The organism is Shimia sp. W99 (genome assembly GCF_053851455.3).
In genome coordinates this window covers 1,353,065-1,373,308 of record NZ_JBSQBU020000001.1, presented here as the reverse complement: position 1 = coordinate 1,373,308, position 20,244 = coordinate 1,353,065, and the positions used below count along the sequence as shown (strand labels likewise).

Here is a 20,244-nt window from a genome sequence, read left to right as displayed (position 1 = left end):
TAAATTTTTAGGAGGCAAAGCCAGATGACTGAGAGCTTCAAAGGCATGAAGCCCTCGCGCCGTCAGTTTCTGACCGGTGCGGCGGCAGCCGGGGCAGGGGCCGTGGCTGCGGGTGCGGCCAAGGCAGCGGGCGATCCGCTTATTACCGAGGTGCAGGAATGGGCGCAGGCCACGGGCGAAGGCGTTGACGCCACCCCTTACGGTCTGCCGATCCAGTACGAGAGCGACGTTGTGCGTCGCAACGTGGAGTGGCTTACGGCTGATACGATCAGCTCGATCAACTTCACGCCGATCCACGCGTTGGACGGGACGATCACGCCGCAGGGCTGTGCGTTTGAGCGTCATCATTCGGGTGCGATCGAACTGAAGAAGGAAGATTATCGTCTGATGATCAACGGCTTGGTCGACACGCCGCTGGTGTTCACCTACGAAGATCTGGAGCGGTTCCCGCGTGAAAACCACGTGTATTTCTGCGAATGTGCGGCGAACACGGGCATGGAATGGGCCGGGGCGCAGCTCAACGGCGCGCAGTTCACCCACGGCATGATCCACAACATGGAATACTCGGGCGTCAGCCTGCGCACCCTGCTGGAAGAAGCGGGTCTGGATGCGGCGGGCGACCTCAAGGACAAATGGGTGTATGTCGAAGGCGCGGATGCGTCTTCGAATGGCCGCTCGATCCCGATGGAAAAGGCGCTCGACGACGTTCTGGTGGCATTCAAGGCCAATGGCGAAGCGCTGCGCAAGGAGCACGGTTATCCGGTGCGCCTCGTGGTTCCGGGCTGGGAAGGCAACATGTGGGTCAAGTGGCTGCGCCGCATCGAAGTGACCAACCAAGCCGTTGAAAGCCGGGAAGAAACCAGCAAATACACCGACACGCTTGAAGACGGCACCAGCCGCAAGTGGACCTGGGTCATGGACGCCAAGTCCGTTGTCACCTCGCCCAGCCCGCAAGCGCCGATCAAGCATGGTCATGGTCCGCTGGTCATCACTGGTCTGGCGTGGTCGGGCCGTGGCGCGATCACCGGCGTGGACGTGTCGATTGATGGTGGCAAGAACTGGCAGGAGGCCCGTCTCGCCGCGCCGGGGACCGACAAGGCGCTGACGCGCTTCTATCTTGATATCGAGTGGAACGGTGAAGAGATGTTCCTGCAATCGCGCGCCCGCGACAGTTCTGGCTATGTCCAGCCGACCAAGGCCGAACTGCGCGAGGTGCGCGGTCTCAATTCGATCTATCACAACAACTGCATCCAGACCTGGTGGGTCAAGGCAAATGGGGAGGCAGAAAATGTCGAAGTTTCTTAAGCTTGTCGCGGGGACTGCGCTGGCCTCGACCCTGATTGCCGCCCCGGCGATGGCGGAGAAATACGGCCTTGGCCGCCCTGCGACGACCGACGAGATCGCCGCATGGGATCTGGACGTGTCGCCCGATGGCACCGGCCTGCCGGTTGGCTCTGGCGACGTGTTCACCGGCGAGGAAGTCTTTGCCGACAATTGCGCAATCTGCCACGGTGATTTCGCCGAAGGTGTCGACAACTGGCCCAAGCTGGCTGGGGGTATGGACACCCTGAACCACGACGATCCGCTCAAGACCGTGGGATCCTATTGGCCTTATCTGTCGACCACGTGGGATTACGTGAACCGCTCGATGCCGTTTGGCAACGCGCAGTCTCTGACCCCGGATGAGGTCTATGCCATCGTGGCTTATATTCTCTATTCCAACGATCTGGTGGATGACGAGTTCGAACTTTCGAACGAGAACTTCCTTGATGTGGAAATGCCCAATGCGGGCGGGTTCATCATTGATGACCGCGAAACCAGCGAGAAGCATTTCTGGAAGGCCGAACCTTGCATGAGCAACTGCAAGGAAAGTGTTGAGGTCACCATGCGCGCTGCGGTTCTGGATGTGACCCCTGAAGAAGAAGCTGGCGAAGAAGCTTCTGCCGCCCCTGCCGAAGAAGCCGTGGTGGAAGAGGCCAAGATCGAGGAAGCTACGCCCGCAGTCGAAGAAGTGGCCGTGGCCGCTCTTGACGAAGAGCTGGTGGCCAAGGGTGAAAAGGTCTTCAAGAAGTGCAAGGCTTGCCATCAGGTTGGCGAGGGCGCCAAGAACAAGACAGGTCCAGTGCTGACCGGTATCGTTGGCGCACCCGTTGGGGTGGTTGAGGGCTTCAAGTATTCCAAGCCTATGGCGGCTTTGGGTGAAGCCGGTGCTGTATGGGGCGAAGGTGAACTGTCTGCTTTTCTCGCCAAGCCGAAAGCCTATCTCAAGGGCACGAAGATGTCCTTTGCCGGTCTGAAGAAAGAGCAGGAAGTCGCGGCCGTCCTCGAATACCTCAAGAGCGTGCAATAAACAGTGCGCGCGCTTGGAGGAGCATTGATTGTCTGGGCGGCGCTCGCTGGCGTGGCCCAGGCCGAGGAAACTGCCACCGCGATTGGGGATACCGATCGTGGTGAGCGGTTGTTTTTTCAGAAATGCGGAAGCTGTCACGAGGTAGGTGATGGCGCGGCCCATGGGACGGGCGAAGGCGAGGGGCCGCATCTCAACAATATTTTTGACCGCAAGATCGCCCAGTTCGAAGATTTCACTTATTCCGAAGGTATCAATCGTGCGCGGCGTGATGGCATGGTCTGGAACCTCGCCAATCTTGACGCCTACCTGACCAACCCGAAGCTCTTGGTGAGCGGCACCAACATGAATTTCTCGGGGATGGAAGAGGCCAAGGATCGCGGCGACGTGCTCGCCTATCTGCGTTAGTTTTCATCCAGCCCGCAGGACATTCCCGAAGCTGCTCCAACGGCTGTGCCACAGGAAGTGGCTCTGTCCCCGGAAATTCTCGCCATTGTGGGAGATCCGGACTACGGCGAATACCTGTCAACCGAATGTACCACCTGTCACCAGACCAGCGGCGACTATGACGGTATTCCAGTGATCACAGGATGGTATGACGAAGATTTTGTCCTTGCCATGCATGCATATAAACGGGGCATTCGCAAACACCCGGTGATGCAGATGATGGCCGGGCGGCTCTCGGATGAAGAGATTGCGGCACTGGCATCCTATTTTGGTGCGCTCGAGTAAATCTCGGGCGCTTTTTTTCTTGTGGAGGAGAAAAACATGACATTGAACAGACGGACATTCATCGGCACCGGGGTCGCTGCGGCGGCGTCGCTTTCCGCCCCGATGGTAATGGGCGCAAGTCACGGCAAACCGCGTGTCGTGGTGATTGGTGGCGGTGCGGGTGGGGCGACCGCCGCGCGTTACCTCGCCAAGGGCAGCAAGGGCGAGATTGACGTCACCCTCATTGAACCGACCCGCAGCTATTACACCTGTTTCTTTTCGAACCTTTATATCGGCGGGTTCCGCGAGCTGTCTTCGATTGCCCACAGCTATGGCACGCTGGCCAGCGAATATGGCATCAACGTTGTGCACGATTGGGCCATCGGGATCGACCGCGACGCCAAGATGGTCAGCCTAGCTGGCGGCGGAAAGCTGCCTTATGACCGGCTGGTGCTATCACCGGGGATCGATTTTGTCGATGGCGCGGTTCAGGGCTGGGATGTGACCAAGCAGAACAAGATGCCCCATGCCTACAAGGCCGGGTCGCAGAGCGAATTGCTCAAAGCGCAGATCGAGTCGATGCCGCAGGGGGGCGTCTATGCGATGGTGGCCCCGCCGAACCCGTTCCGCTGCCCTCCGGGACCCTATGAACGCGTGTCCATGGTGGCGCATGTTCTGAAGGAAAAGAACCCGACCGCCAAGATCATCATTGCCGACCCCAAGCCGAAATTCTCGAAAATGGCGCTTTTCCAGGAAGGTTGGGCCAACCATTACAACGGCATGATCGACTGGATCGGTCCGGATTTCGGGGGCGATGTGGTTGAGGTCAATGCTGACGAGATGACGGTGAGCATTGATGGCGAAGTGACCAAGGTTGATGCCTGCAACGTGATTCCGGCGATGAAGGCGGGCAAGATTTGCGAGATGGCGGATATCACCGAGGGCAACTGGGCACCGGTGAACCCGCACACGATGCAGAGCCGTGCGGACGAGAACATTCACGTATTGGGGGATGCCAGTTCGCAAGGCGACATGCCGAAATCCGGCTTCTCGGCCAACAGCCAGGCCAAGGTCGCGGCGATGGCCATTCGCGGCGCGCTGACCGGGTCGAAAGTGTTCCCGGCCAAGTTCTCGAACACCTGCTGGTCGCTTATTGACACCGACGATGGTGTCAAGGTGGGGGCGACTTATGAGGCGACCGACGAGAAGATTGCCAAGGTTGACGGGTTTATCTCGGCGACCGGTGAGAGTGCGGAACTGCGCGCGCGAACCTTCGAGGAATCGGTTGGCTGGTATGCGGGGATCACCAGCGACATGTTTGGCTAAGCCGGATCACAGACTTCTCCACTGGGCCGCCGGTTGGCGGCCCTTTTTTGTTGGAAAAGCAGCGCGGTTTGTCAGGGGCAGGAGTGTCGTACCGCTAACGCCGCGCACAGGAGCTTTACCAGGTGTTAACCCTAAAATTGTCTGCTGGTCTTGCAGCCCCTTTTGCGCAGCACTAAGACTCTGGGGGAGGGAGCCAATTGATGGCCCCAGGCGAACAACAGGCAGGCGGATATGAAAGACCCTTTCGAGACATACATGAATACCCTGGTGCCCATGGTGGTGGAACAAACGAGCCGGGGCGAACGCGCATACGATATCTTTTCCCGCCTGCTCAAAGAGCGGATCATTTTCCTGAACGGTCCCGTGCATGACGGTATGTCGAGCCTGATCGTTGCGCAGCTGCTGCACCTGGAGGCCGAGAATCCCTCGAAGGAAATCAGCATGTATATCAACAGCCCCGGTGGCGTCGTGACCTCGGGCCTGTCGATCTATGACACGATGCAATATATCAAACCAAAGGTTTCGACCTTGGTAATTGGTCAGGCGGCGTCGATGGGTTCGCTTCTGTTGACTGCAGGTGAGGCTGGAATGCGCTTCTCGCTTCCCAACAGCCGGGTCATGGTGCACCAGCCTTCGGGTGGCTACCAGGGGCAGGCGACGGATATCATGATCCACGCCGAGGAAACGCTGAAGCTTAAGCGGCGCCTCAATGAAATCTACGTCAAGCACACCGGCCAGAAATTGGAAGATGTGGAAGCCGCGCTTGAGCGCGACAACTTCATGTCGCCGGAAGAAGCCAAGGCGTTCGGCCTGATTGACGAAATCGTGGAAAGCCGCGCCAAGGGTGACGACGCAGAGAGCTGATGCGTGACGCCCCGCGCATGCACATCGCGCGGGGCAATTTCACATTGTACCCGCCAAACGGCTGGCCTAAGCTGGCCGAAACGCGGGCGCCAACCGGGAAACCGGGCGGCTTCACAGGGCCTGAAAGGTAGGATATGGCGAACAATTCCGGCGGAGACAGCAAGAACACCCTCTACTGCAGCTTTTGCGGTAAGAGCCAGCACGAGGTGCGCAAGCTGATTGCGGGCCCGACGGTGTTCATCTGTGACGAATGTGTCGAACTCTGCATGGACATCATCCGTGAAGAGACCAAGGCCAGCGGGCTGAAGGCTTCGGAAGGTGTTCCCAGCCCACGCGAGATCTGCAACGTTCTGGACGACTATGTGATCGGTCAGGCGATGGCCAAGCGTGTGCTTTCGGTGGCGGTTCACAACCACTACAAACGTCTGAATCATGCGTCGAAATCCGGTGATATCGAGCTGGCGAAATCCAACATCCTGCTGATCGGCCCGACGGGCTGCGGCAAGACTCTGCTGGCTCAGACTCTGGCGCGAATCCTTGATGTGCCCTTCACCATGGCCGATGCGACCACGCTGACTGAGGCGGGGTATGTAGGCGAGGACGTGGAAAACATCATCCTCAAGCTGCTTCAGGCCAGCGAGTACAATGTCGAGCGCGCGCAGCGCGGAATCGTCTATATTGACGAAGTCGACAAGATTACCCGCAAGTCGGAAAATCCCTCGATCACTCGCGACGTTTCGGGCGAGGGCGTGCAACAGGCGCTGCTGAAGCTGATGGAAGGCACCGTGGCCAGCGTACCGCCTCAAGGCGGGCGCAAGCATCCGCAGCAAGAATTCCTGCAGGTGGACACCACCAACATCCTGTTCATCTGCGGCGGTGCCTTTGCCGGGCTGGACAAGATCATCTCGGCTCGCGGTAAGGGCAGCGCTATGGGCTTTGGGGCCGATGTGCGCGACAATGATGAGCGTGGCGTTGGTGAGATTTTTCAGGATCTTGAGCCGGAAGATCTTTTGAAGTTCGGCCTGATCCCGGAATTCGTGGGGCGTCTGCCGGTTCTGGCAACGCTGGAAGATCTGGACGAAGACGCGCTGGTCACGATCCTTACCGCGCCCAAGAACGCTCTGGTCAAGCAATATCAGCGCCTGTTCGAACTCGAAGACACACAGCTGACCTTTACGGATGATGCTCTTCAGGCCATTGCCAAGCGTGCCATCGAGCGCAAGACGGGCGCCCGTGGCTTGCGTTCGATCCTCGAGGATATTCTGCTGGACACGATGTTCGAGTTGCCCGGTATGGATAGCGTGACCGAGGTTGTCGTGAACGAAGAGGCCGCGACCGGGGCCGCTGCGCCGCTGATGATCCACGGTGAAGCCGAGAAAGAGCCCGCAACGGCGGGCTGAGGTTAAACGGAAGAAATTTGAGAGGGGTTGGCAATTTGTCCGCCCCTTTCCCTTTCGGCGACCACTGGACCTTTGGTGCGGAATGGTTCATATGGAAGAGGAATTTGCGGAGGCATCCATGGGCATTCTGAGCACGATCAACAGCGTCCTGACCTGGTGGAACGGTGGCACCCTGAACACGCGGCTTTATACGCGTCGCAAGGGTATCAAAGTGGGCGAGGACGATCAGGGCAACGTCTATTATCGCAACGCCGATGATTCGAAGCGTTGGGTGATGTTTAACGGCGAAGTCGAAGCGAGCCGGATCGGCGCCGACTGGCATGGCTGGCTGCACAACACTTTTGACGAAGCGCCCAGCGACAAGCCGCTCAAGCACAAGGACTGGGAAAAGCCGCATCAGGAAAACCTGTCGGGTACCGCATTGGCCTATGCACCTGCCGGTTCGATCCGCGCTGGCACCCCGCAGGAGCGCCGCGACTACGAGGCGTGGAGCCCCGAGTAAACCATGTCGGCCGTTCGTACAGAGGCTGCCGTTGGTGCTGCGGTTGTTGCCGTGGCGATCGGGTTTCTGGTCTATGCCAGCCAGTTCACGACCCTGCGCAGTGACGGCTCCGGCTATGCGCTCACTGCGTCGTTCCGTTCGATTGAAGGGGTCAGCGTGGGCACCGATGTGCGGTTGGCCGGTGTCAAGATCGGCACGGTCACGGACATTACCCTGAACCCCGCGACGTTCCGCGCCGACGCCGAGTTTACCGTTGCGGAGGGGGTTGAGCTTCCCGATGACAGCGCGGTCGTGATCTCTTCCGAAGGGCTGCTTGGCGGGAACTATGTTGAAATCCTGCCGGGCGGCTCTCCCTTCAATTTCGCCGAAGGGGATGAGATCGAGGATACGCAAAGCTCGGTCAGCCTGGTTTCGCTTTTGTTGAAGTTTGTCACAGGCGGGGACGAAGAGGGATGAAGCGGTTCCTGACAGCAATGGCGATTTGCGCGCCGTTTGTGGCTAGCGCGCAAGAGATCGTTGTTGAAACGCTTGAGATCGAGCCGCAGACCTTTGAGTCGTTGCGCCAACCATTAGGTGATGTCACCAGCGAAACCGTTGTCGGGGCCGTGGTCGCAGAAGGTGCGCTGCTGCGTGGGCTGGACAAGCTGACGGGTGATCTGGTCGATTTCGAATTGCAGAACGGCTATAGTCTGAACTTCGGCGCGCTGCGTGTGGACATGGCCCAATGCCGCCACCCCGAGGACAATGCCACGGGCGAGGCTTATGCCTATCTCACCATCCTGGAAAACAACGGCGAAGGGGCATCCGTTTTCGAAGGATGGATGATTGCCTCATCTCCCGCACTCAACGCGCTGGATCACCCGCGCTACGATGTCTGGGTTCTGCGTTGCAAGACATCCCTGGCGGACGGCAACGACTGAGCCGTGATATCGGCCTGCTGCCCCGTCGCCCAGGTCAGCGCCTTGTGATAGTCCGCCCGCGGGATTTCCAGAGCGCCAAGGCTGGCCAGGTGGTCTGTGATGAACTGTGTGTCAAACAAGGTAAAACCGCAGCGGCGCAGATGTTCGACCAGATAGGCCAGCGCGATCTTTGATGCATTGGGGCGCCGCGAGAACATGCTCTCCCCAAAAAAGGCCGCCCCGAGCGTCACGCCATAGACGCCGCCCGCAAGGGTCTCATTGTGCCAGATTTCCAGGGAATGCGCATCGCCCCGTTCGTGCAAAGCCATGTAAAGGCGCCGGATTTCCGCGTTGATCCATGTTTCCGCCCGGTTGGCGCATCCATCCACGACGCCGGAGAAATCACGGTTGAGCGTGACTGTGTAATCCGCGCGGCGAATGGCGCGGGCGAGAGACCGTGAAATGTGGAAGCGGTCGAGAGGGATGATTCCCCGGCGGATCGGGTCGACCCAGAACACCTCGGGGTCGTCGCGATGCTCGGCCATGGGGAACACCCCCATGCCATAGGCGCGCATCAGCAGGTCGGGTGTCAGTTCACCCATGCCGACGCGCGCCCATTTGGTTCAGCCTTCGTTCAGGTTGGTTTCCAGCCAGCGTTCCAGCCAGTGGATATTGTAGTTGCCTGAATGAATATCGTCCTCGCCCAGAAGGGCGTGGAACAGCGGCACAGTCGTATCGATGCCGTCGACGATCAACTCTCCCAGGGCCCGGTTCAGACGCGCCAGTGCCTCGGTGCGGTCGCGCCCGTGCACGATCAGTTTACCGATCAGCGAATCGTAATATGGCGGGATCGAATAGCCGTCATACAGCGCCGAATCAATCCGCACGCCCAGCCCACCGGGGGCGTGGTAGTGCGAAATGCGCCCCGGGCAGGGCGAAAATTTCGGTAACCGTTCGGCATTGATCCGTACCTCGATGGCGTGGCCGTTGATCTCGAGATCGTCCTGCGTGAAAGACATGGGAAGACCTTCGGCCACCCGAATCTGTTCGCGCACCAGATCGACGCCAAAGATGGCCTCGGTCACGGGGTGTTCCACCTGAAGCCGGGTGTTCATCTCGATGAAGTAGAACTCGCCATTTTCGTAAAGGAACTCGATCGTACCTGCGCCGATATAGTTGATCTTGGCCACAGCGTCGGCACAGACCTTACCGATTTGGGCGCGCTCTTCTGCGCTGATGCAGGGGCCGGGGGCCTCTTCGAATACCTTCTGGTGGCGGCGCTGCAACGAACAGTCCCGCTCGCCCAGATGCACCGCGTTGCCCTTGCCGTCGCCAAAGACCTGGATCTCGATATGGCGGGGCGTAGTGAGGTACTTCTCGATATAGACTTCGTCATTGCCAAAGTTGGCCTTGCCCTCGGCGCGCGCGGTCTGGAACGCCGATTTCATCTCGGTGGCGTTGTTGGCCACCTTCATGCCCTTGCCGCCGCCACCAGCCGTGGCCTTGATGATGACCGGATAGCCGAACTCTTCGCCGATTTTCAGCGCGGCGTCGAGATCGGGTACACCTCCGTCAGAGCCGGGAACGCAAGGCACGCCAAGCGCCTTCATCGTGTCCTTGGCGGTGATCTTGTCGCCCATCACGCGGATATGCTCGGCGGTCGGGCCAATGAACGTCAGGCCGTGATCCTCGACGATCTGCACGAAATTGGCGTTCTCCGACAGGAAGCCATAGCCGGGGTGGATGGCCTGTGCGCCGGTGACTTCGCAGGCCGCGATGATCGCGGCCATGTTGAGATAGCTTTCCGTACCCGGCGGCGGACCGATGCAGATGGCCTCGTCAGCCATGCGTACATGCATCGCGTCGGCATCGGCTGTCGAGTGCACGGCGACCGACTGGATGCCCATTTCGCGGCACGCACGGATCACGCGCAGGGCGATTTCTCCGCGGTTGGCGATCAGGATTTTCTGAAACATGTCAGTGCCTTATTCGATGATAACCAGAGGCGCACCATATTCGACGGTGTCGCCATCCCCGACAAGAATCCGTTTCACCGTGCCCGAGGCCGGGGCGGGAATGTGGTTCATGGTCTTCATGGCTTCCACGATCAGAAGTGTGTCGCCTTCGCTCACCTGTGCACCAACGCTGATGAAGGTGGGCGAGCCGGGTTCGGGTTGAAGATAGACAGTGCCAACCATCGGCGACGTCACTGCGCCGGGGTGGCTGGCAGGATCGTCATTTGCCCCTGCGGTCGGGGCTGCTGGGGCCGCTGTGGCGGGGGCGGGAGCTGCGGCAGGGGCCGCGGCCACTGCGACGGGGGCCGCGGCGATGGGGGCGGGCTGTTGGCGGCTGACGCGCACGTTCAGGCTGTCATCTTCGCCATAGTCGCGCTTGACCTGAAGTTCGGTCAGATCGTTTTCGCGCAGAAGTTCTGCAAGCGCCTTGATGAAGGCGACATCGGACTCGTGATTGGATTTGCTCATATTTGTTATACCCTGTGCGGCGCTTTTGCGCGTTTCCAGTCGTTGGTTGGTTTCCCCTGCGGCGCTTATAGGTGAAAAGCGCGGGCGATGAAAGCTGAACTGACTGTGCAAAATAGGGATGTGGGCGCAGTTTTTCGAGGGGAAACGCGGAAAGAAAACAGCCTCAGAGCGGCATGCCCGAGAGTTTTGCCACCAGCTCGGCCAGCTTGCGCGCGCCGAACTTGCGTAACAGCCGGGCACGGTATTCTTCGACGGTGCGATAGGAGATGTCGAGTTCGAGCCCGATCTCCTTGGAGGTCAGGCCCCGGCAGGTCAGGATCGCCACTTCGCGTTCGCGTTGGGTCAGCTCGACAATCGGGCGTTCGTCCGAAAGATCGGCAAAGGACCAGATACCGCGCTGGAAAGGGCTGTCCGGGGTAAGAGATTGGCCACGCACCCGGCACCAGAACAGTTCGCCATTGCGCCGGCGCATGACACGTTCGTCGTGATACCGACCGCTTTCGCGCATGGCCGCCAATCCGCGTTCCCCGATGGACTGAAAGTCTTCCTCGGAGGCGTAGAATTCACCAAGCGAGACATCGACGCAGGAGGCAGGGTCTTCGCCGAACATCTCGCCAAAATGCAGGTTGCACCGTCGGATGATGCGGTTTTCAAGGATGGCAAGGCCCACTGGGGCATGTTCAAAGGCGAGGGTGTCCAGTTCCATGGGCCTGTTGATGGCACAAGCCGTCTTAAAGGCCAAGGGGCGGCGTATTTTTACGAATTGTCGCTTGGGACACGACGCGGCATAGCTCTATGGTCATGTTAGGGAGGGATGGGACATGAATATAGCGTCATGGCTTGAGCGTACCGCGCGGCTGGACCCGGAACGCCCGGCGATTTTCCTGGGAGAGGATTGCGCCGAAACTTATGGCAGCTTTCATGCCAAGGCGCTTTCTGTGGCCGGCTGGTTGCGCACGCATGGCATCGCGCCGGGCGACCGGGTCGGGATATTCATGAAGAACCTGCCCGAATATCTGATCGCGCAATATGGTGCGTGGTGTGCCGGGGCTGTTGTTGTACCCATCAATGCGAAACTGCACGGGCGCGAAGCGGCGTGGATTCTGAAAGACGCGGATGCGGCCATGTGCTTTACCTCTCCGGGATTACATGGCGCGCTAAGTGATGTGTGCGATATGCCCTGTGTGGATGTCACCGGATCCGTCTGGGCCACGGCGATTGAGAATGGACCGCTCGAAATGGCGACCCCGCGCGAAGCCGAGGACCTGTGTTGGCTGTTCTACACCTCTGGCACCACGGGGCGGCCCAAGGGCGTGATGATCACCAACCGCATGCTGGTGGCGATGGCGCTCAGCTACTTTGCCGATGTAGATGAGGTGACAGGTGAGGATGCTGCGCTTTATGCCGCGCCGATGAGCCACGGGGCAGGGATCTACAACGTGATGCATGTGCTCAAGGGTGCGCGCCATGTTCTTCCCGTCAGTGGCGGATTTGACGAAGCCGAGATTTTTGCACTCGCTCGGCATCATGGGCGGGTGCACATGTTTGCCGCGCCTACCATGGTCAAACGCCTCACGATGGTGGCCAAGGCATCGGGTGAAAGCGGCAAAGGGCTGCGCACGATCGTGTATGGCGGAGGGCCGATGTACGTGGCCGACATTGTCGAGGCAGTGGACCATTTCGGGCCGATTTTCGTGCAGATCTACGGCCAGGGGGAATGCCCGATGTGCATCACGGCACTTGGCCGTCAGGAGGTGTCGGACCGCATGCATCCCCGCTGGGAGGCGCGGCTGGCCTCGGTTGGTCGGGCGCAATCGGTGGTCGAGGTGGCCATTGCTGATGAGAACGGATTGCCCCTGTCCGCAGGCGAGGTTGGCGAGATCATGGTGCGCGGCGATGCGGTGATGCCGGGCTATTGGCGGAATGAGGAAGCCACGGCCAAGACGGTGGTCGATGGCTGGCTCAAGACTGGAGATATGGGCAGTCTGAGCAAAAATGGGTTCCTGACGCTCAAGGACCGATCCAAAGATATGATCATCTCGGGGGGCACCAACATCTATCCGCGCGAGGTGGAAGAGGCGCTTTTGACCCATCCTTCGGTGATCGAGGTGTCCGTCGTGGGGCGTCCGCATCCCGAATGGGGCGAAGATGTTGTCGCTTTCGTGGTGGCCAAGGGCGAGATGGATGCGGCGGCGCTTGATGCGCATTGCCTTGAACAGATCGCTCGTTTCAAACGCCCAAAGGACTATTTCGCGCTGACCGAATTGCCCAAGAACAATTACGGCAAGGTCCTCAAGACCGAGCTGCGCAAGATGATGGAGGACATGTAAATGACGGAACTGGCAGGAAAAACCGCGTTGATCACAGGGTCGGTGCAAGGCATCGGTCTGGCGGTCGCAGAGGCTTTGGCGGAGGCGGGTGCACGGATTGCGGTGCACGGGATTGCAGGGGATGCGCAAATCGAAGAGGTCTGCCACCATCTGCGTGACAAGGGAGCGCCACAGGCCGAGTTCTTTCGCGGCGATTTGCGCCACCCCCAACAGATCGACGATTTGATGACGGCGGTCGCAGCGTGGGGCGGGGCGGATATCCTGGTGAATAACGCCGGTATTCAACACACAGCGCCGCTTGCCGAGATGCCGCTCGAAAAATGGGACGCGATCCTTGCCATCAACCTTTCGGCGGCCTTTCACACCATGCGTGCCGCGATGCCGGGGATGGCGGAACGGGGCTATGGTCGAGTGATCAACATTGCAAGCGTACACGGCATCGTCGCCAGCAAGGAAAAGGCGCCCTACTGCGCGGCCAAGTTTGGCCTTGTCGGTCTGAGCCGGGTGGCCGCATTGGAATATGCCAACCAAGGAAGGAAATCTGCGGGCGGTGTCACGGTGAACTGTATCTGTCCGGGTTGGACGGAAACCGCGATCATCCAGCCGCAGATCGAGGCGCGGGCAGCCGAATTTGGCGGCGACCGGGACAAAGGGATCGCTGATCTTTTGGCGGAAAAGCAGCCCTCGCAACGCACGTCGGACCCTTCGGAAATCGGGGCGCTTGCGCGGTGGCTCTGTGCGCCGATTGCCCATAATGTGACGGGCACGTCGATTCCCGTGGATGGGGGCTGGACGGCACAATAAGGAACGGATCAATGCGGAAATGGCTGTGGCTTTGCGTCGGGGCGTTGGCGGCCTGTGCGGCGGGGCTTGCACCTTTTGGGGCAAGCGCGCCCTACGTGGCACGTTATCCAGATCCGATCGCGGTCGAGGTTCCCCGCAACGCGCCGTCCATCACACAGCAGTTCCGCGCGCCCGACACCCATTCGCCACGCGGGCAGGAATGGGGCGAACATGCGGGTATTGATATTCACACCGATGTCGGCACACCTGTACTCGCTGCAGCATCCGGAAAAGTCGATCAATCCTTCTTTGATCCGGCTTATGGCAATGTCGTATTGATTGCGCATGGCGGATCGCTGCGCCGCTGGACGCGCTATGCCCATATGGACAGTCGGCTTGTCAGCCGCGGGCAATCCGTGGCCCGTGGGGCGCAGATCGGGACGCTGGGCAAAACAGGCGCGCTTGCCGGGGGTTTTCCGCACCTGCATTTCGAGCTTTGGCAGGACATGCCGGGGCAGGGGCGGGTGGCCATTGACCCGCATCGCAAATGGGCCGGCGGTGTCGGCAAGGTAAGCTGTCTTGGCGCGCCGATTTCGGGAGGCTTCGCGCTGACCTATCCCGTCGCTTGCCGCTGATCGCGCGACCCCAGGGGGCACATACTCTGTCCGCTTTTTTATTTTGCTTTGACCTGCGGTGTGCCTAAGCTGGCGCAAGCAGACCGTTGAGACAGGGAAGCCCCATGAAACGCAGAGACTTCATGATGATGAGCGGTGCGGTCTTGGCCGCGCCCGCGTTGATTGCCAGCCGCGCCTTTGCGAGCGATGTCCCGGTAAGCGTGGCGGGGTATCGCCTTGATCGTACTGCCGCGCTGTTTGACGGGACCGTGTCCATTGACGGCGTAAAGGCCACCTTTGTGGAAGCTGGCATCGGCGACATGAACACCTTGGCTTTCTCGGGTGAGGGCCCGCATCAGATCACCGAAGTTGGCTTGCATCCTTTCATGCTGGCCCATGCCAATGAGGGGTTCCGCGATTACGCTCTTTTGCCGGTGTTCCTGCTGCGCCAGTTCCGCCACAAGAGCATCTTCGTCCACACAAATTCGGGCATCGAACACCCGGAAGACCTCAACGGGCGCCGGGTGGGCACGCCCGGTTATTCCTCGACCTCGCTCACATGGATTCGCGGCCTGCTGGAAGATGAATACGGGGTCAAGCCTTCAGACATGACCTGGGTTATTTCAAACAAGGACAGCTCTGCCGCCGAGGCGGGAAAGATCTCCGCGCAGGAACAGCGCAGGGCGGATGGGGTTGATATCATTTCGGGCCCTGCGGGGATGGATGAATCCGAGTTGCTTCTGGCAGGAGAGGTCGACGCGCTGATCCATGCTGCCACGCCCGCGGCCTATCTTCAGGGCGATCCCCGGATCAAACGCCTGTTTCCGAATGTGCGCAGTGTCGAGCAGGATTATTTTCGTCGCACCGGTGTCTTTCCGATCATGCATGTATTGTCGATCCGGCGTGACTTTGCCGAGGCCCATGCGGAAGTTCCGATGGCCGCTGTCAGGGCATTTTCCCAAGCCAAGGAAGCCGCCTATGCGACCAAGACGCGGCTGAGCTGGGCAACCGACATGTTGCCCTGGTACGCTTCAGAGCTTGAAGCAACCCAAGAGTTGATGGGGCGGAATTTTTACCCTTATGGCATCGAAGCCAACCGCAAGACGCTGGAAACCTTGTTCCGCTATTCGCATCAACAGGGATTAGCGTCCCGCGAATTGACGATTGAGGAATTGTTCCTGCCCGGCACGCTGGAGTTTTCAGAAGCGTGAAAAAAAGCCCGGCGCAATTGCCGGGCTTTTTCAATGAGATAAGGCGTGTTTAGTTGACCAGAGTTGCCTGCGTTGCAGCGCGGAACTCTTCCTCGCTTACGCCATCAGCCAGTTCCACCAGCTTCAGCCCGCCTTCGACCACGTCCATCACGCCAAGGTTGGTGATGATGCGATCCACAACAGCCTTGCCGGTGAGCGGCAGGGTGCATTCCTTCAGCACCTTGGAGTCGCCGTGTTTGTTGGTGTGATCCATCACGACCACCACGCGGCCAACACCGGCCACGAGGTCCATCGCGCCGCCCATGCCCTTGACCAGCTTGCCGGGGATCATCCAGTTGGCAAGGTCGCCATTCTCGGCCACCTCCATCGCGCCAAGGATCGCCATGGCAATCTTGCCGCCGCGGATCATGGCAAAGGACTGCGCACTATCGAAATAGGCGGTCTGGGGCAGTTCGGTGATGGTCTGCTTGCCGGCGTTGATCAGGTCGGGGTCTTCTTCGCCTTCATAGGGGAAGGGGCCCATGCCCAGCATGCCGTTTTCCGACTGCAGCGTCACTTCGACACCTTCGGGGATGTAGTTGGAAACCAGCGTCGGGATACCGATGCCAAGGTTCACATACCAGCCGTCCTGAAGCTCTTGTGCGGCCCGTGCCGCCATCTGGTTACGATCCCAAGGCATTATGCTTCCTCCCGCTTGCGCACGGTGCGCTGTTCGATGCGTTTTTCCGCAGTGCTCTTGATGATGCGGTGCACGTAGATTCCGGGCAGGTGGATGCCATCGGGGTCCAGTGTGCCGGTGGGCACGATTTCCTCAACCTCGACAACGCATACCTTGCCACAGGTTGCGGCGGGGGCGTTGAAGTTGCGCGCGGTCTTGCGGAACACAAGGTTGCCGGTTTCATCGGCTTTCCATGCCTTGACGATAGCGAGATCGGCAAAGATGCCTTCTTCCATGATGTAGTCTTCCATGGCACCGTCGGGGCCGGTGGGGAATTGTTTTTCCATCTTGCCTTCGGCAATCACGGTGCCCACGCCGGTGCGGGTGAAAAAGCCGGGGATGCCTGCACCGCCGGCGCGCATACGCTCGGCCAGTGTACCTTGCGGGGTGAATTCCAGTTCAAGCTCACCCGAGAGATACTGGCGCATGAACTCCGCGTTTTCGCCCACATAGGACGAGATCATTTTGCGCACCTGCCGGGTTTCCAGCAGGATGCCGATGCCCGCGCCGTCAACGCCCGCGTTGTTGGAGGCAAAGGTCAGGTCCTTGACGCCCGACTCCTTGATGGCTTCGAGAAGCATGTCGGGGATGCCGCAGAGACCGAAACCGCCAGACGCGATCAGCATGTCATCCTTGAGCAGCCCGTCGAGTGCCTCGGTGGCATTCGCATAGACTTTTTTCATGGAATTCTCCCTCAAATCCGGAATTGTACGGGTTTTGACGCCACGTCGCCCCGGAGTCAATGCGGCTTTGTTATGGCCGTATTACTACGGGAGAAGGATCAGATCAGGCGGACCTGGGCACCAATGGGCGTGATCTCGAACAGCTCTGCAATCGCTTCGTTGTAAAGGCCGATACAGCCATCCGAGCTGCGCCGCCCGATCTTGCGCGTGTCATGCGTGCCATGGATCAGGTAGGCGGGCCAGTCGAGATACATCGCGTGAGTGCCTAACGGATTGTCGGGGCCCGGGGGCATGTATTTCAACTCGGGGTTGCGCTCGATCATGCTGGGCGTCGGGGTCCAGTCGGGGCCAACGCGTTTGCGCACGATCTTGGTATATCCGCGCTTGGTCAGCTCTTCCGAGATTGGCACGGAGGTCGGGAACATCCGGTAATCGCTGCCGTCCCCGCTCCAGAAATGCAGGGCACGCGAGGCGGTGTCGGCCACGATGGTGGCGACACCGAGCGTGTCAAAATGATCGCGCCAATCCTGTGTGCGGAAAGACGAAATATTCCGAGGCACGGGCGGGACGGACGTGTCGCGCTCGTCTGCGTGGGCGGGCAGTCGCGAGAAGGCAAGGGCTGGGGCCGCAAGCAAAAGCGCGCGGCGTGTGAAGCGCGTGTCGGTCATGAAATGGTCCAGAATCTGCTCGTTTTGACGCGAAAATGTCGAGGTGCAGTGACGAATTCAAATCACGAGTTGTTGAGGCAGTCGCGAGGTGCCCCCCAAAAAAGGCGGCGCCGGACATCCGGCGCCGTCTGACATTCATGGCAAAGAGTCATTATTTGGCTGCGGCCTTTTTCGCCGGGGTCTTTTTCTTGGCCGGCGCCTTTCGCTTGGTGCCCTTCTTGGCGGCCTTTTCGGCAATCCATTCCATGGCTTGCTCCATGGTAACATCTTCAGCCTTGATGTCCTTGGGAATGGTCGCGTTGACCTTTTCCCATTTCACATAAGGGCCATAGCGCCCATCCATCACGTTGACGGCGCCGCCGCTCTCGGGGTGTTCGCCCAGCTCCTTGAGCGGCTTGGCAGCCGCGCGCCCGCCCCGGCGGCCCGGGTTGTTGCGCTTTTCGGTGAGCAGCTCGACCGCGTGGTTCATGCCGATTTCAAAGACGTCGTTGGGGTCCTTGAGGTTGGCATAGACCGGCTTGGCCTCGTCGGGCAGCTGGTGCATGACATAGGGCCCGAACCGACCGAAGTTGGCGCTGATCATGCCGCCTTCAGGGTGATCGCCGATCTCGCGCGGCAGGCTGAGCAAGGTCAGGGCCTTTTCAAGGTCCATGTCATCCTTGTTCCAGCCACGCGGTAGCGACGCACGCGGCGGTTTCTTGTTCTCGGGCGTGGGTTCGCCGCGTTGCACATAAGGGCCAAAACGCCCCGCCTTGAGCCAGATCTCGTCGCCCGCATCTTCGCCCAGAACCCGCTCGTCTCCATCTGCGCCTTCGCCTGCGATTGGGCGGGTATAGGTGCATTCAGGATAGTTGCCGCAGCCCACGAACCCCCCCGTGCGCGAGGTCTTGAGGTGCAGTTGCCCCTGGCCGCATTTCGGACAGACACGCGGATCGGATCCGTCTTCACGGGGCGGATAAAGCTGTGGGGCCAGCGCGTCGTCAAGTACATCAAGAACCTCGGTGATGCGCAGTTCCGAGGTCTCTGCAATGGCAGCCGAGAAATCCTTCCAGAAGCGGGCCAGCACGTTCTTGTAGTTGCGGTTCCCCGCCGAAACGTCATCGAGTTCTTCCTCGAGATTGGCGGTGAATTCGTAACCGACGTACTGGCGGAAGAAGTTCAGCAGGAAGATCGTGACGATCCGGCCCTTGTCCTCGGGGAAAAGGCGGTTCTTTTCCTTGCGGACATATTCACGGTCCTGGATCGTGGTGATCACGCTGGCATAGGTCGAGGGACGGCCAATGCCCAGTTCTTCCATTTTCTTGACCAGCGTCGCTTCGGTGTAGCGGGGCGGGGGCTGGGTGAAATGCTGTTCCGGTGTGACCGACTTCTTGGTCGCGGCCTCACCCTCCATGATCTGTGGCAGACGCTTGTCGTCGTCGTCCACCACGTCGTCGCGCCCCTCTTCATAAACCCGCAAAAAACCGTCGAACAACACCACCTGACCGGTGGCACGCAGACCGACCTGTTCGTCGCCGCTGGCGATATCGACGGTGGTGCGCTCCATGCGGGCACCCTCCATCTGGCAGGCGATCGTGCGTTTCCAGATCAGGTCGTAAAGTTTGCGCTGGTCTTCGTCTGACAGCTTCAGCGCGGCGGCATCGCGCGCCATGTCGGTGGGGCGGATACATTCGTGCGCTTCCTGCGCATTCTTGGCCTTGTTCTTGTACATGCGCGGTTCGGACGGCACATATTCGGCGCCATAACGATCCTTGATTGCGTCGCGCGCGGCCGCGACCGCTTCGGGGGCCATGTCGATGCCGTCGGTCCTCATATATGTAATGTGTCCGGCCTCGTAGAGCCGCTGGGCAGTGGACATGCATTGACGCGCACCCATGCCGAATTTGCGACTGGCTTCCTGTTGCAGGGTCGAGGTCATGAAAGGGGCCGAAGGGTTGCGGCTGGCCGGTTTGGCTTCGACCTTGGCAATCGAAAGGTCGCGCGAATTGATGGCCTGCACCGCCAGTTCGGCGGCTGTTTCGTTGGCGATGTCGAACTTGTCGAGCTTGTTGCCGCCCAGAACCGTCAGGCGGGCTTCGTATTCCTGACCCCGCGGCGTGGTGAGCACCGCCTTGACCGACCAGTATTCACGCGCGTTGAAGGCTTCGATCTCCATCTCGCGTTCCACGATCAGGCGCAGGCAGACCGATTGCACACGCCCGGCCGAGCGCGCGCCGGGCAGCTTGCGCCAAAGCACCGGCGAAAGGTTGAAACCGACAAGGTAGTCGAGCGCGCGTCGGGCGAGATAGGCATCGACGAGCGGCTGGTCCACTTGTCGTGGGTTCTGCATCGCCTCGGTTACGGCGGACTTGGTGATCGCGTTGAACACCACGCGTGATACCGGCGTGTCCTTCTTGATGGCGCGGCGTTTGCGCAGCGCTTCTTCAAGATGCCAGCTGATCGCCTCGCCCTCGCGATCGGGGTCGGTTGCGAGGATCAGGTTGTTGTCATCCTTGAGCGCGTCGGCAATCGCCTTCACATGTTTGCGAGAGTCGGTGCCGACCTCCCATTTCATCGCAAAGTCATCATCCGTGTCGACCGACCCGTCCTTGGGTGGCAGGTCGCGCACATGGCCATAAGACGCCAGCACCGTGTAATCGGACCCCAGGTACTTGTTGATTGTTTTGGCTTTGGCCGGGGATTCGACAACGACAACGGGCATGAAA

Annotated in this window: 22 protein-coding genes; 14 read left to right on the top strand and 8 right to left on the bottom strand. The window is 59.9% G+C overall.

From position 1 onward, the window contains the following. Window positions 1–24 precede the first annotated feature (24 nt). The 10 genes from soxC to ACS3QZ_RS06700 all read left to right on the top strand — a co-directional run bounded on the left by soxC (window position 25) and on the right by ACS3QZ_RS06700 (window position 8,070). Window positions 25–1,305 (top strand): sulfite dehydrogenase, encoded by a 1,281-nt coding sequence (soxC, locus tag ACS3QZ_RS06745; RefSeq protein WP_456037139.1) that lies wholly within the window; start codon window positions 25–27, stop codon window positions 1,303–1,305. Further along, entirely contained in the window at window positions 1,289–2,350 is a 1,062-nt protein-coding gene (locus ACS3QZ_RS06740; protein ID WP_456037138.1) for a c-type cytochrome, read from the top strand. Before soxC ends, ACS3QZ_RS06740 begins: the two co-directional genes overlap by 17 nt. A gap of 24 nt (window positions 2,351–2,374) precedes the next feature. Continuing rightward, window positions 2,375–2,755 carry a c-type cytochrome gene (locus tag ACS3QZ_RS06735; protein WP_456037137.1) on the top strand — a complete coding sequence of 127 codons (381 nt, stop codon included), beginning with the start codon at window positions 2,375–2,377 and terminating at the stop codon, window positions 2,753–2,755. Window positions 2,756–2,812: 57 nt separating this feature from the next. Further along, window positions 2,813–3,079 carry a c-type cytochrome gene (locus ACS3QZ_RS06730; protein WP_456037136.1) on the top strand — a complete coding sequence of 89 codons (267 nt, stop codon included), beginning with the start codon at window positions 2,813–2,815 and terminating at the stop codon, window positions 3,077–3,079. Between the two features lie 36 nt (window positions 3,080–3,115). Next, a complete protein-coding gene (locus tag ACS3QZ_RS06725) occupies window positions 3,116–4,384 on the top strand; it encodes an FCSD flavin-binding domain-containing protein (protein WP_456037135.1) in 1,269 nt (422 codons plus the stop codon). 231 nt (window positions 4,385–4,615) lie between these two features. Beyond that, a complete protein-coding gene (locus tag ACS3QZ_RS06720; RefSeq protein WP_456037134.1) occupies window positions 4,616–5,248 on the top strand; it encodes an ATP-dependent Clp protease proteolytic subunit in 633 nt (210 codons plus the stop codon). 134 nt (window positions 5,249–5,382) lie between these two features. Further along, on the top strand, window positions 5,383–6,648 hold the full coding sequence (gene clpX / locus ACS3QZ_RS06715) for an ATP-dependent Clp protease ATP-binding subunit ClpX (RefSeq protein WP_093094868.1): 1,266 nt from the start codon (window positions 5,383–5,385) through the stop codon (window positions 6,646–6,648). 118 nt (window positions 6,649–6,766) lie between these two features. Next, window positions 6,767–7,150 (top strand): NADH:ubiquinone oxidoreductase subunit NDUFA12, encoded by a 384-nt coding sequence (locus ACS3QZ_RS06710; RefSeq protein ID WP_093095142.1) that lies wholly within the window; start codon window positions 6,767–6,769, stop codon window positions 7,148–7,150. Window positions 7,151–7,153: 3 nt separating this feature from the next. Beyond that, window positions 7,154–7,606 (top strand): outer membrane lipid asymmetry maintenance protein MlaD, encoded by a 453-nt coding sequence (mlaD, locus tag ACS3QZ_RS06705; protein ID WP_456037133.1) that lies wholly within the window; start codon window positions 7,154–7,156, stop codon window positions 7,604–7,606. Continuing rightward, a complete protein-coding gene (locus tag ACS3QZ_RS06700) occupies window positions 7,603–8,070 on the top strand; it encodes a DUF2155 domain-containing protein (protein WP_456037132.1) in 468 nt (155 codons plus the stop codon). The genes mlaD and ACS3QZ_RS06700 overlap by 4 nt, the downstream gene beginning before the upstream one ends. Here ACS3QZ_RS06700 and aat read toward each other — a convergent pair. The 4 genes from aat to ACS3QZ_RS06680 all read right to left on the bottom strand — a co-directional run bounded on the left by aat (window position 8,016) and on the right by ACS3QZ_RS06680 (window position 11,232). After that, window positions 8,016–8,651 (bottom strand): leucyl/phenylalanyl-tRNA--protein transferase, encoded by a 636-nt coding sequence (aat, locus tag ACS3QZ_RS06695; RefSeq protein ID WP_456037131.1) that lies wholly within the window; start codon window positions 8,649–8,651, stop codon window positions 8,016–8,018. The two genes, ACS3QZ_RS06700 and aat, sit on opposite strands and share 55 nt — an antisense overlap. Before the next feature lie 21 nt (window positions 8,652–8,672). Next, window positions 8,673–10,025 (bottom strand): acetyl-CoA carboxylase biotin carboxylase subunit, encoded by a 1,353-nt coding sequence (gene accC, locus ACS3QZ_RS06690; RefSeq protein WP_456037130.1) that lies wholly within the window; start codon window positions 10,023–10,025, stop codon window positions 8,673–8,675. Between the two features lie 9 nt (window positions 10,026–10,034). Further along, window positions 10,035–10,532 (bottom strand): acetyl-CoA carboxylase biotin carboxyl carrier protein, encoded by a 498-nt coding sequence (gene accB / locus ACS3QZ_RS06685; RefSeq protein WP_456037129.1) that lies wholly within the window; start codon window positions 10,530–10,532, stop codon window positions 10,035–10,037. A gap of 163 nt (window positions 10,533–10,695) precedes the next feature. Next, window positions 10,696–11,232, bottom strand: coding sequence for a helix-turn-helix transcriptional regulator (locus ACS3QZ_RS06680; RefSeq protein WP_456039314.1), 537 nt, complete (start codon window positions 11,230–11,232; stop codon window positions 10,696–10,698). A 121-nt stretch (window positions 11,233–11,353) separates the two neighbouring features. On the opposite strand from ACS3QZ_RS06680, the gene ACS3QZ_RS06675 reads away from it, so the two are divergent. The 4 genes from ACS3QZ_RS06675 to ACS3QZ_RS06660 all read left to right on the top strand — a co-directional run bounded on the left by ACS3QZ_RS06675 (window position 11,354) and on the right by ACS3QZ_RS06660 (window position 15,470). Further along, the gene (locus tag ACS3QZ_RS06675; RefSeq protein WP_456037128.1) at window positions 11,354–12,862 is read left to right on the top strand and encodes a class I adenylate-forming enzyme family protein; all 1,509 of its coding nucleotides are present in this window, start codon (window positions 11,354–11,356) and stop codon (window positions 12,860–12,862) included. Further along, window positions 12,863–13,666, top strand: coding sequence for a 3-hydroxybutyrate dehydrogenase (locus ACS3QZ_RS06670; protein ID WP_456037127.1), 804 nt, complete (start codon window positions 12,863–12,865; stop codon window positions 13,664–13,666). 11 nt (window positions 13,667–13,677) lie between these two features. Next, the gene (locus tag ACS3QZ_RS06665) at window positions 13,678–14,280 is read left to right on the top strand and encodes a M23 family metallopeptidase (RefSeq protein WP_456037126.1); all 603 of its coding nucleotides are present in this window, start codon (window positions 13,678–13,680) and stop codon (window positions 14,278–14,280) included. A gap of 104 nt (window positions 14,281–14,384) precedes the next feature. Further along, window positions 14,385–15,470, top strand: a complete 1,086-nt coding sequence (locus ACS3QZ_RS06660) for an ABC transporter substrate-binding protein (RefSeq protein ID WP_456037125.1) — start codon at window positions 14,385–14,387, stop codon at window positions 15,468–15,470. A 49-nt stretch (window positions 15,471–15,519) separates the two neighbouring features. On the opposite strand, the gene ACS3QZ_RS06655 is transcribed toward ACS3QZ_RS06660, so the two are convergent. The 4 genes from ACS3QZ_RS06655 to topA all read right to left on the bottom strand — a co-directional run bounded on the left by ACS3QZ_RS06655 (window position 15,520) and on the right by topA (window position 20,240). Further along, window positions 15,520–16,149, bottom strand: coding sequence for a CoA transferase subunit B (locus tag ACS3QZ_RS06655; RefSeq protein WP_456037124.1), 630 nt, complete (start codon window positions 16,147–16,149; stop codon window positions 15,520–15,522). After that, window positions 16,149–16,871, bottom strand: coding sequence for a CoA transferase subunit A (locus ACS3QZ_RS06650; protein ID WP_456037123.1), 723 nt, complete (start codon window positions 16,869–16,871; stop codon window positions 16,149–16,151). The genes ACS3QZ_RS06655 and ACS3QZ_RS06650 overlap by 1 nt, the downstream gene beginning before the upstream one ends. Window positions 16,872–16,969: 98 nt before the next feature. Then, window positions 16,970–17,539, bottom strand: coding sequence for a L,D-transpeptidase (locus ACS3QZ_RS06645; RefSeq protein ID WP_456037122.1), 570 nt, complete (start codon window positions 17,537–17,539; stop codon window positions 16,970–16,972). Between the two features lie 151 nt (window positions 17,540–17,690). Next, window positions 17,691–20,240 (bottom strand): type I DNA topoisomerase, encoded by a 2,550-nt coding sequence (topA, locus tag ACS3QZ_RS06640; RefSeq protein WP_456037121.1) that lies wholly within the window; start codon window positions 20,238–20,240, stop codon window positions 17,691–17,693. Window positions 20,241–20,244: the final 4 nt, after the last annotated feature.

Excerpts from the sequence above, each read along its gene's own strand:
- soxC (WP_456037139.1), top strand. The coding sequence starts at position 25 with ATGACTGAGAGCTTCAAAGGCATGAAGCCCTCGCGCCGTCAGTTTCTG.
- ACS3QZ_RS06740 (WP_456037138.1), top strand. The coding sequence starts at position 1,289 with ATGTCGAAGTTTCTTAAGCTTGTCGCGGGGACTGCGCTGGCCTCGACC.
- ACS3QZ_RS06725 (WP_456037135.1), top strand. The coding sequence starts at position 3,116 with ATGACATTGAACAGACGGACATTCATCGGCACCGGGGTCGCTGCGGCG.
- ACS3QZ_RS06720 (WP_456037134.1), top strand. The coding sequence starts at position 4,616 with ATGAAAGACCCTTTCGAGACATACATGAATACCCTGGTGCCCATGGTG.
- clpX (WP_093094868.1), top strand. The coding sequence starts at position 5,383 with ATGGCGAACAATTCCGGCGGAGACAGCAAGAACACCCTCTACTGCAGC.
- ACS3QZ_RS06710 (WP_093095142.1), top strand. The coding sequence starts at position 6,767 with ATGGGCATTCTGAGCACGATCAACAGCGTCCTGACCTGGTGGAACGGT.
- mlaD (WP_456037133.1), top strand. The coding sequence starts at position 7,154 with ATGTCGGCCGTTCGTACAGAGGCTGCCGTTGGTGCTGCGGTTGTTGCC.
- ACS3QZ_RS06700 (WP_456037132.1), top strand. The coding sequence starts at position 7,603 with ATGAAGCGGTTCCTGACAGCAATGGCGATTTGCGCGCCGTTTGTGGCT.
- aat (WP_456037131.1), bottom strand. The coding sequence starts at position 8,651 with ATGGGTGAACTGACACCCGACCTGCTGATGCGCGCCTATGGCATGGGG.
- accC (WP_456037130.1), bottom strand. The coding sequence starts at position 10,025 with ATGTTTCAGAAAATCCTGATCGCCAACCGCGGAGAAATCGCCCTGCGC.
- accB (WP_456037129.1), bottom strand. The coding sequence starts at position 10,532 with ATGAGCAAATCCAATCACGAGTCCGATGTCGCCTTCATCAAGGCGCTT.
- ACS3QZ_RS06675 (WP_456037128.1), top strand. The coding sequence starts at position 11,354 with ATGAATATAGCGTCATGGCTTGAGCGTACCGCGCGGCTGGACCCGGAA.
- ACS3QZ_RS06670 (WP_456037127.1), top strand. The coding sequence starts at position 12,863 with ATGACGGAACTGGCAGGAAAAACCGCGTTGATCACAGGGTCGGTGCAA.
- ACS3QZ_RS06665 (WP_456037126.1), top strand. The coding sequence starts at position 13,678 with ATGCGGAAATGGCTGTGGCTTTGCGTCGGGGCGTTGGCGGCCTGTGCG.
- ACS3QZ_RS06660 (WP_456037125.1), top strand. The coding sequence starts at position 14,385 with ATGAAACGCAGAGACTTCATGATGATGAGCGGTGCGGTCTTGGCCGCG.
- ACS3QZ_RS06655 (WP_456037124.1), bottom strand. The coding sequence starts at position 16,149 with ATGCCTTGGGATCGTAACCAGATGGCGGCACGGGCCGCACAAGAGCTT.
- ACS3QZ_RS06650 (WP_456037123.1), bottom strand. The coding sequence starts at position 16,871 with ATGAAAAAAGTCTATGCGAATGCCACCGAGGCACTCGACGGGCTGCTC.
- ACS3QZ_RS06645 (WP_456037122.1), bottom strand. The coding sequence starts at position 17,539 with ATGACCGACACGCGCTTCACACGCCGCGCGCTTTTGCTTGCGGCCCCA.
- topA (WP_456037121.1), bottom strand. The coding sequence starts at position 20,240 with ATGCCCGTTGTCGTTGTCGAATCCCCGGCCAAAGCCAAAACAATCAAC.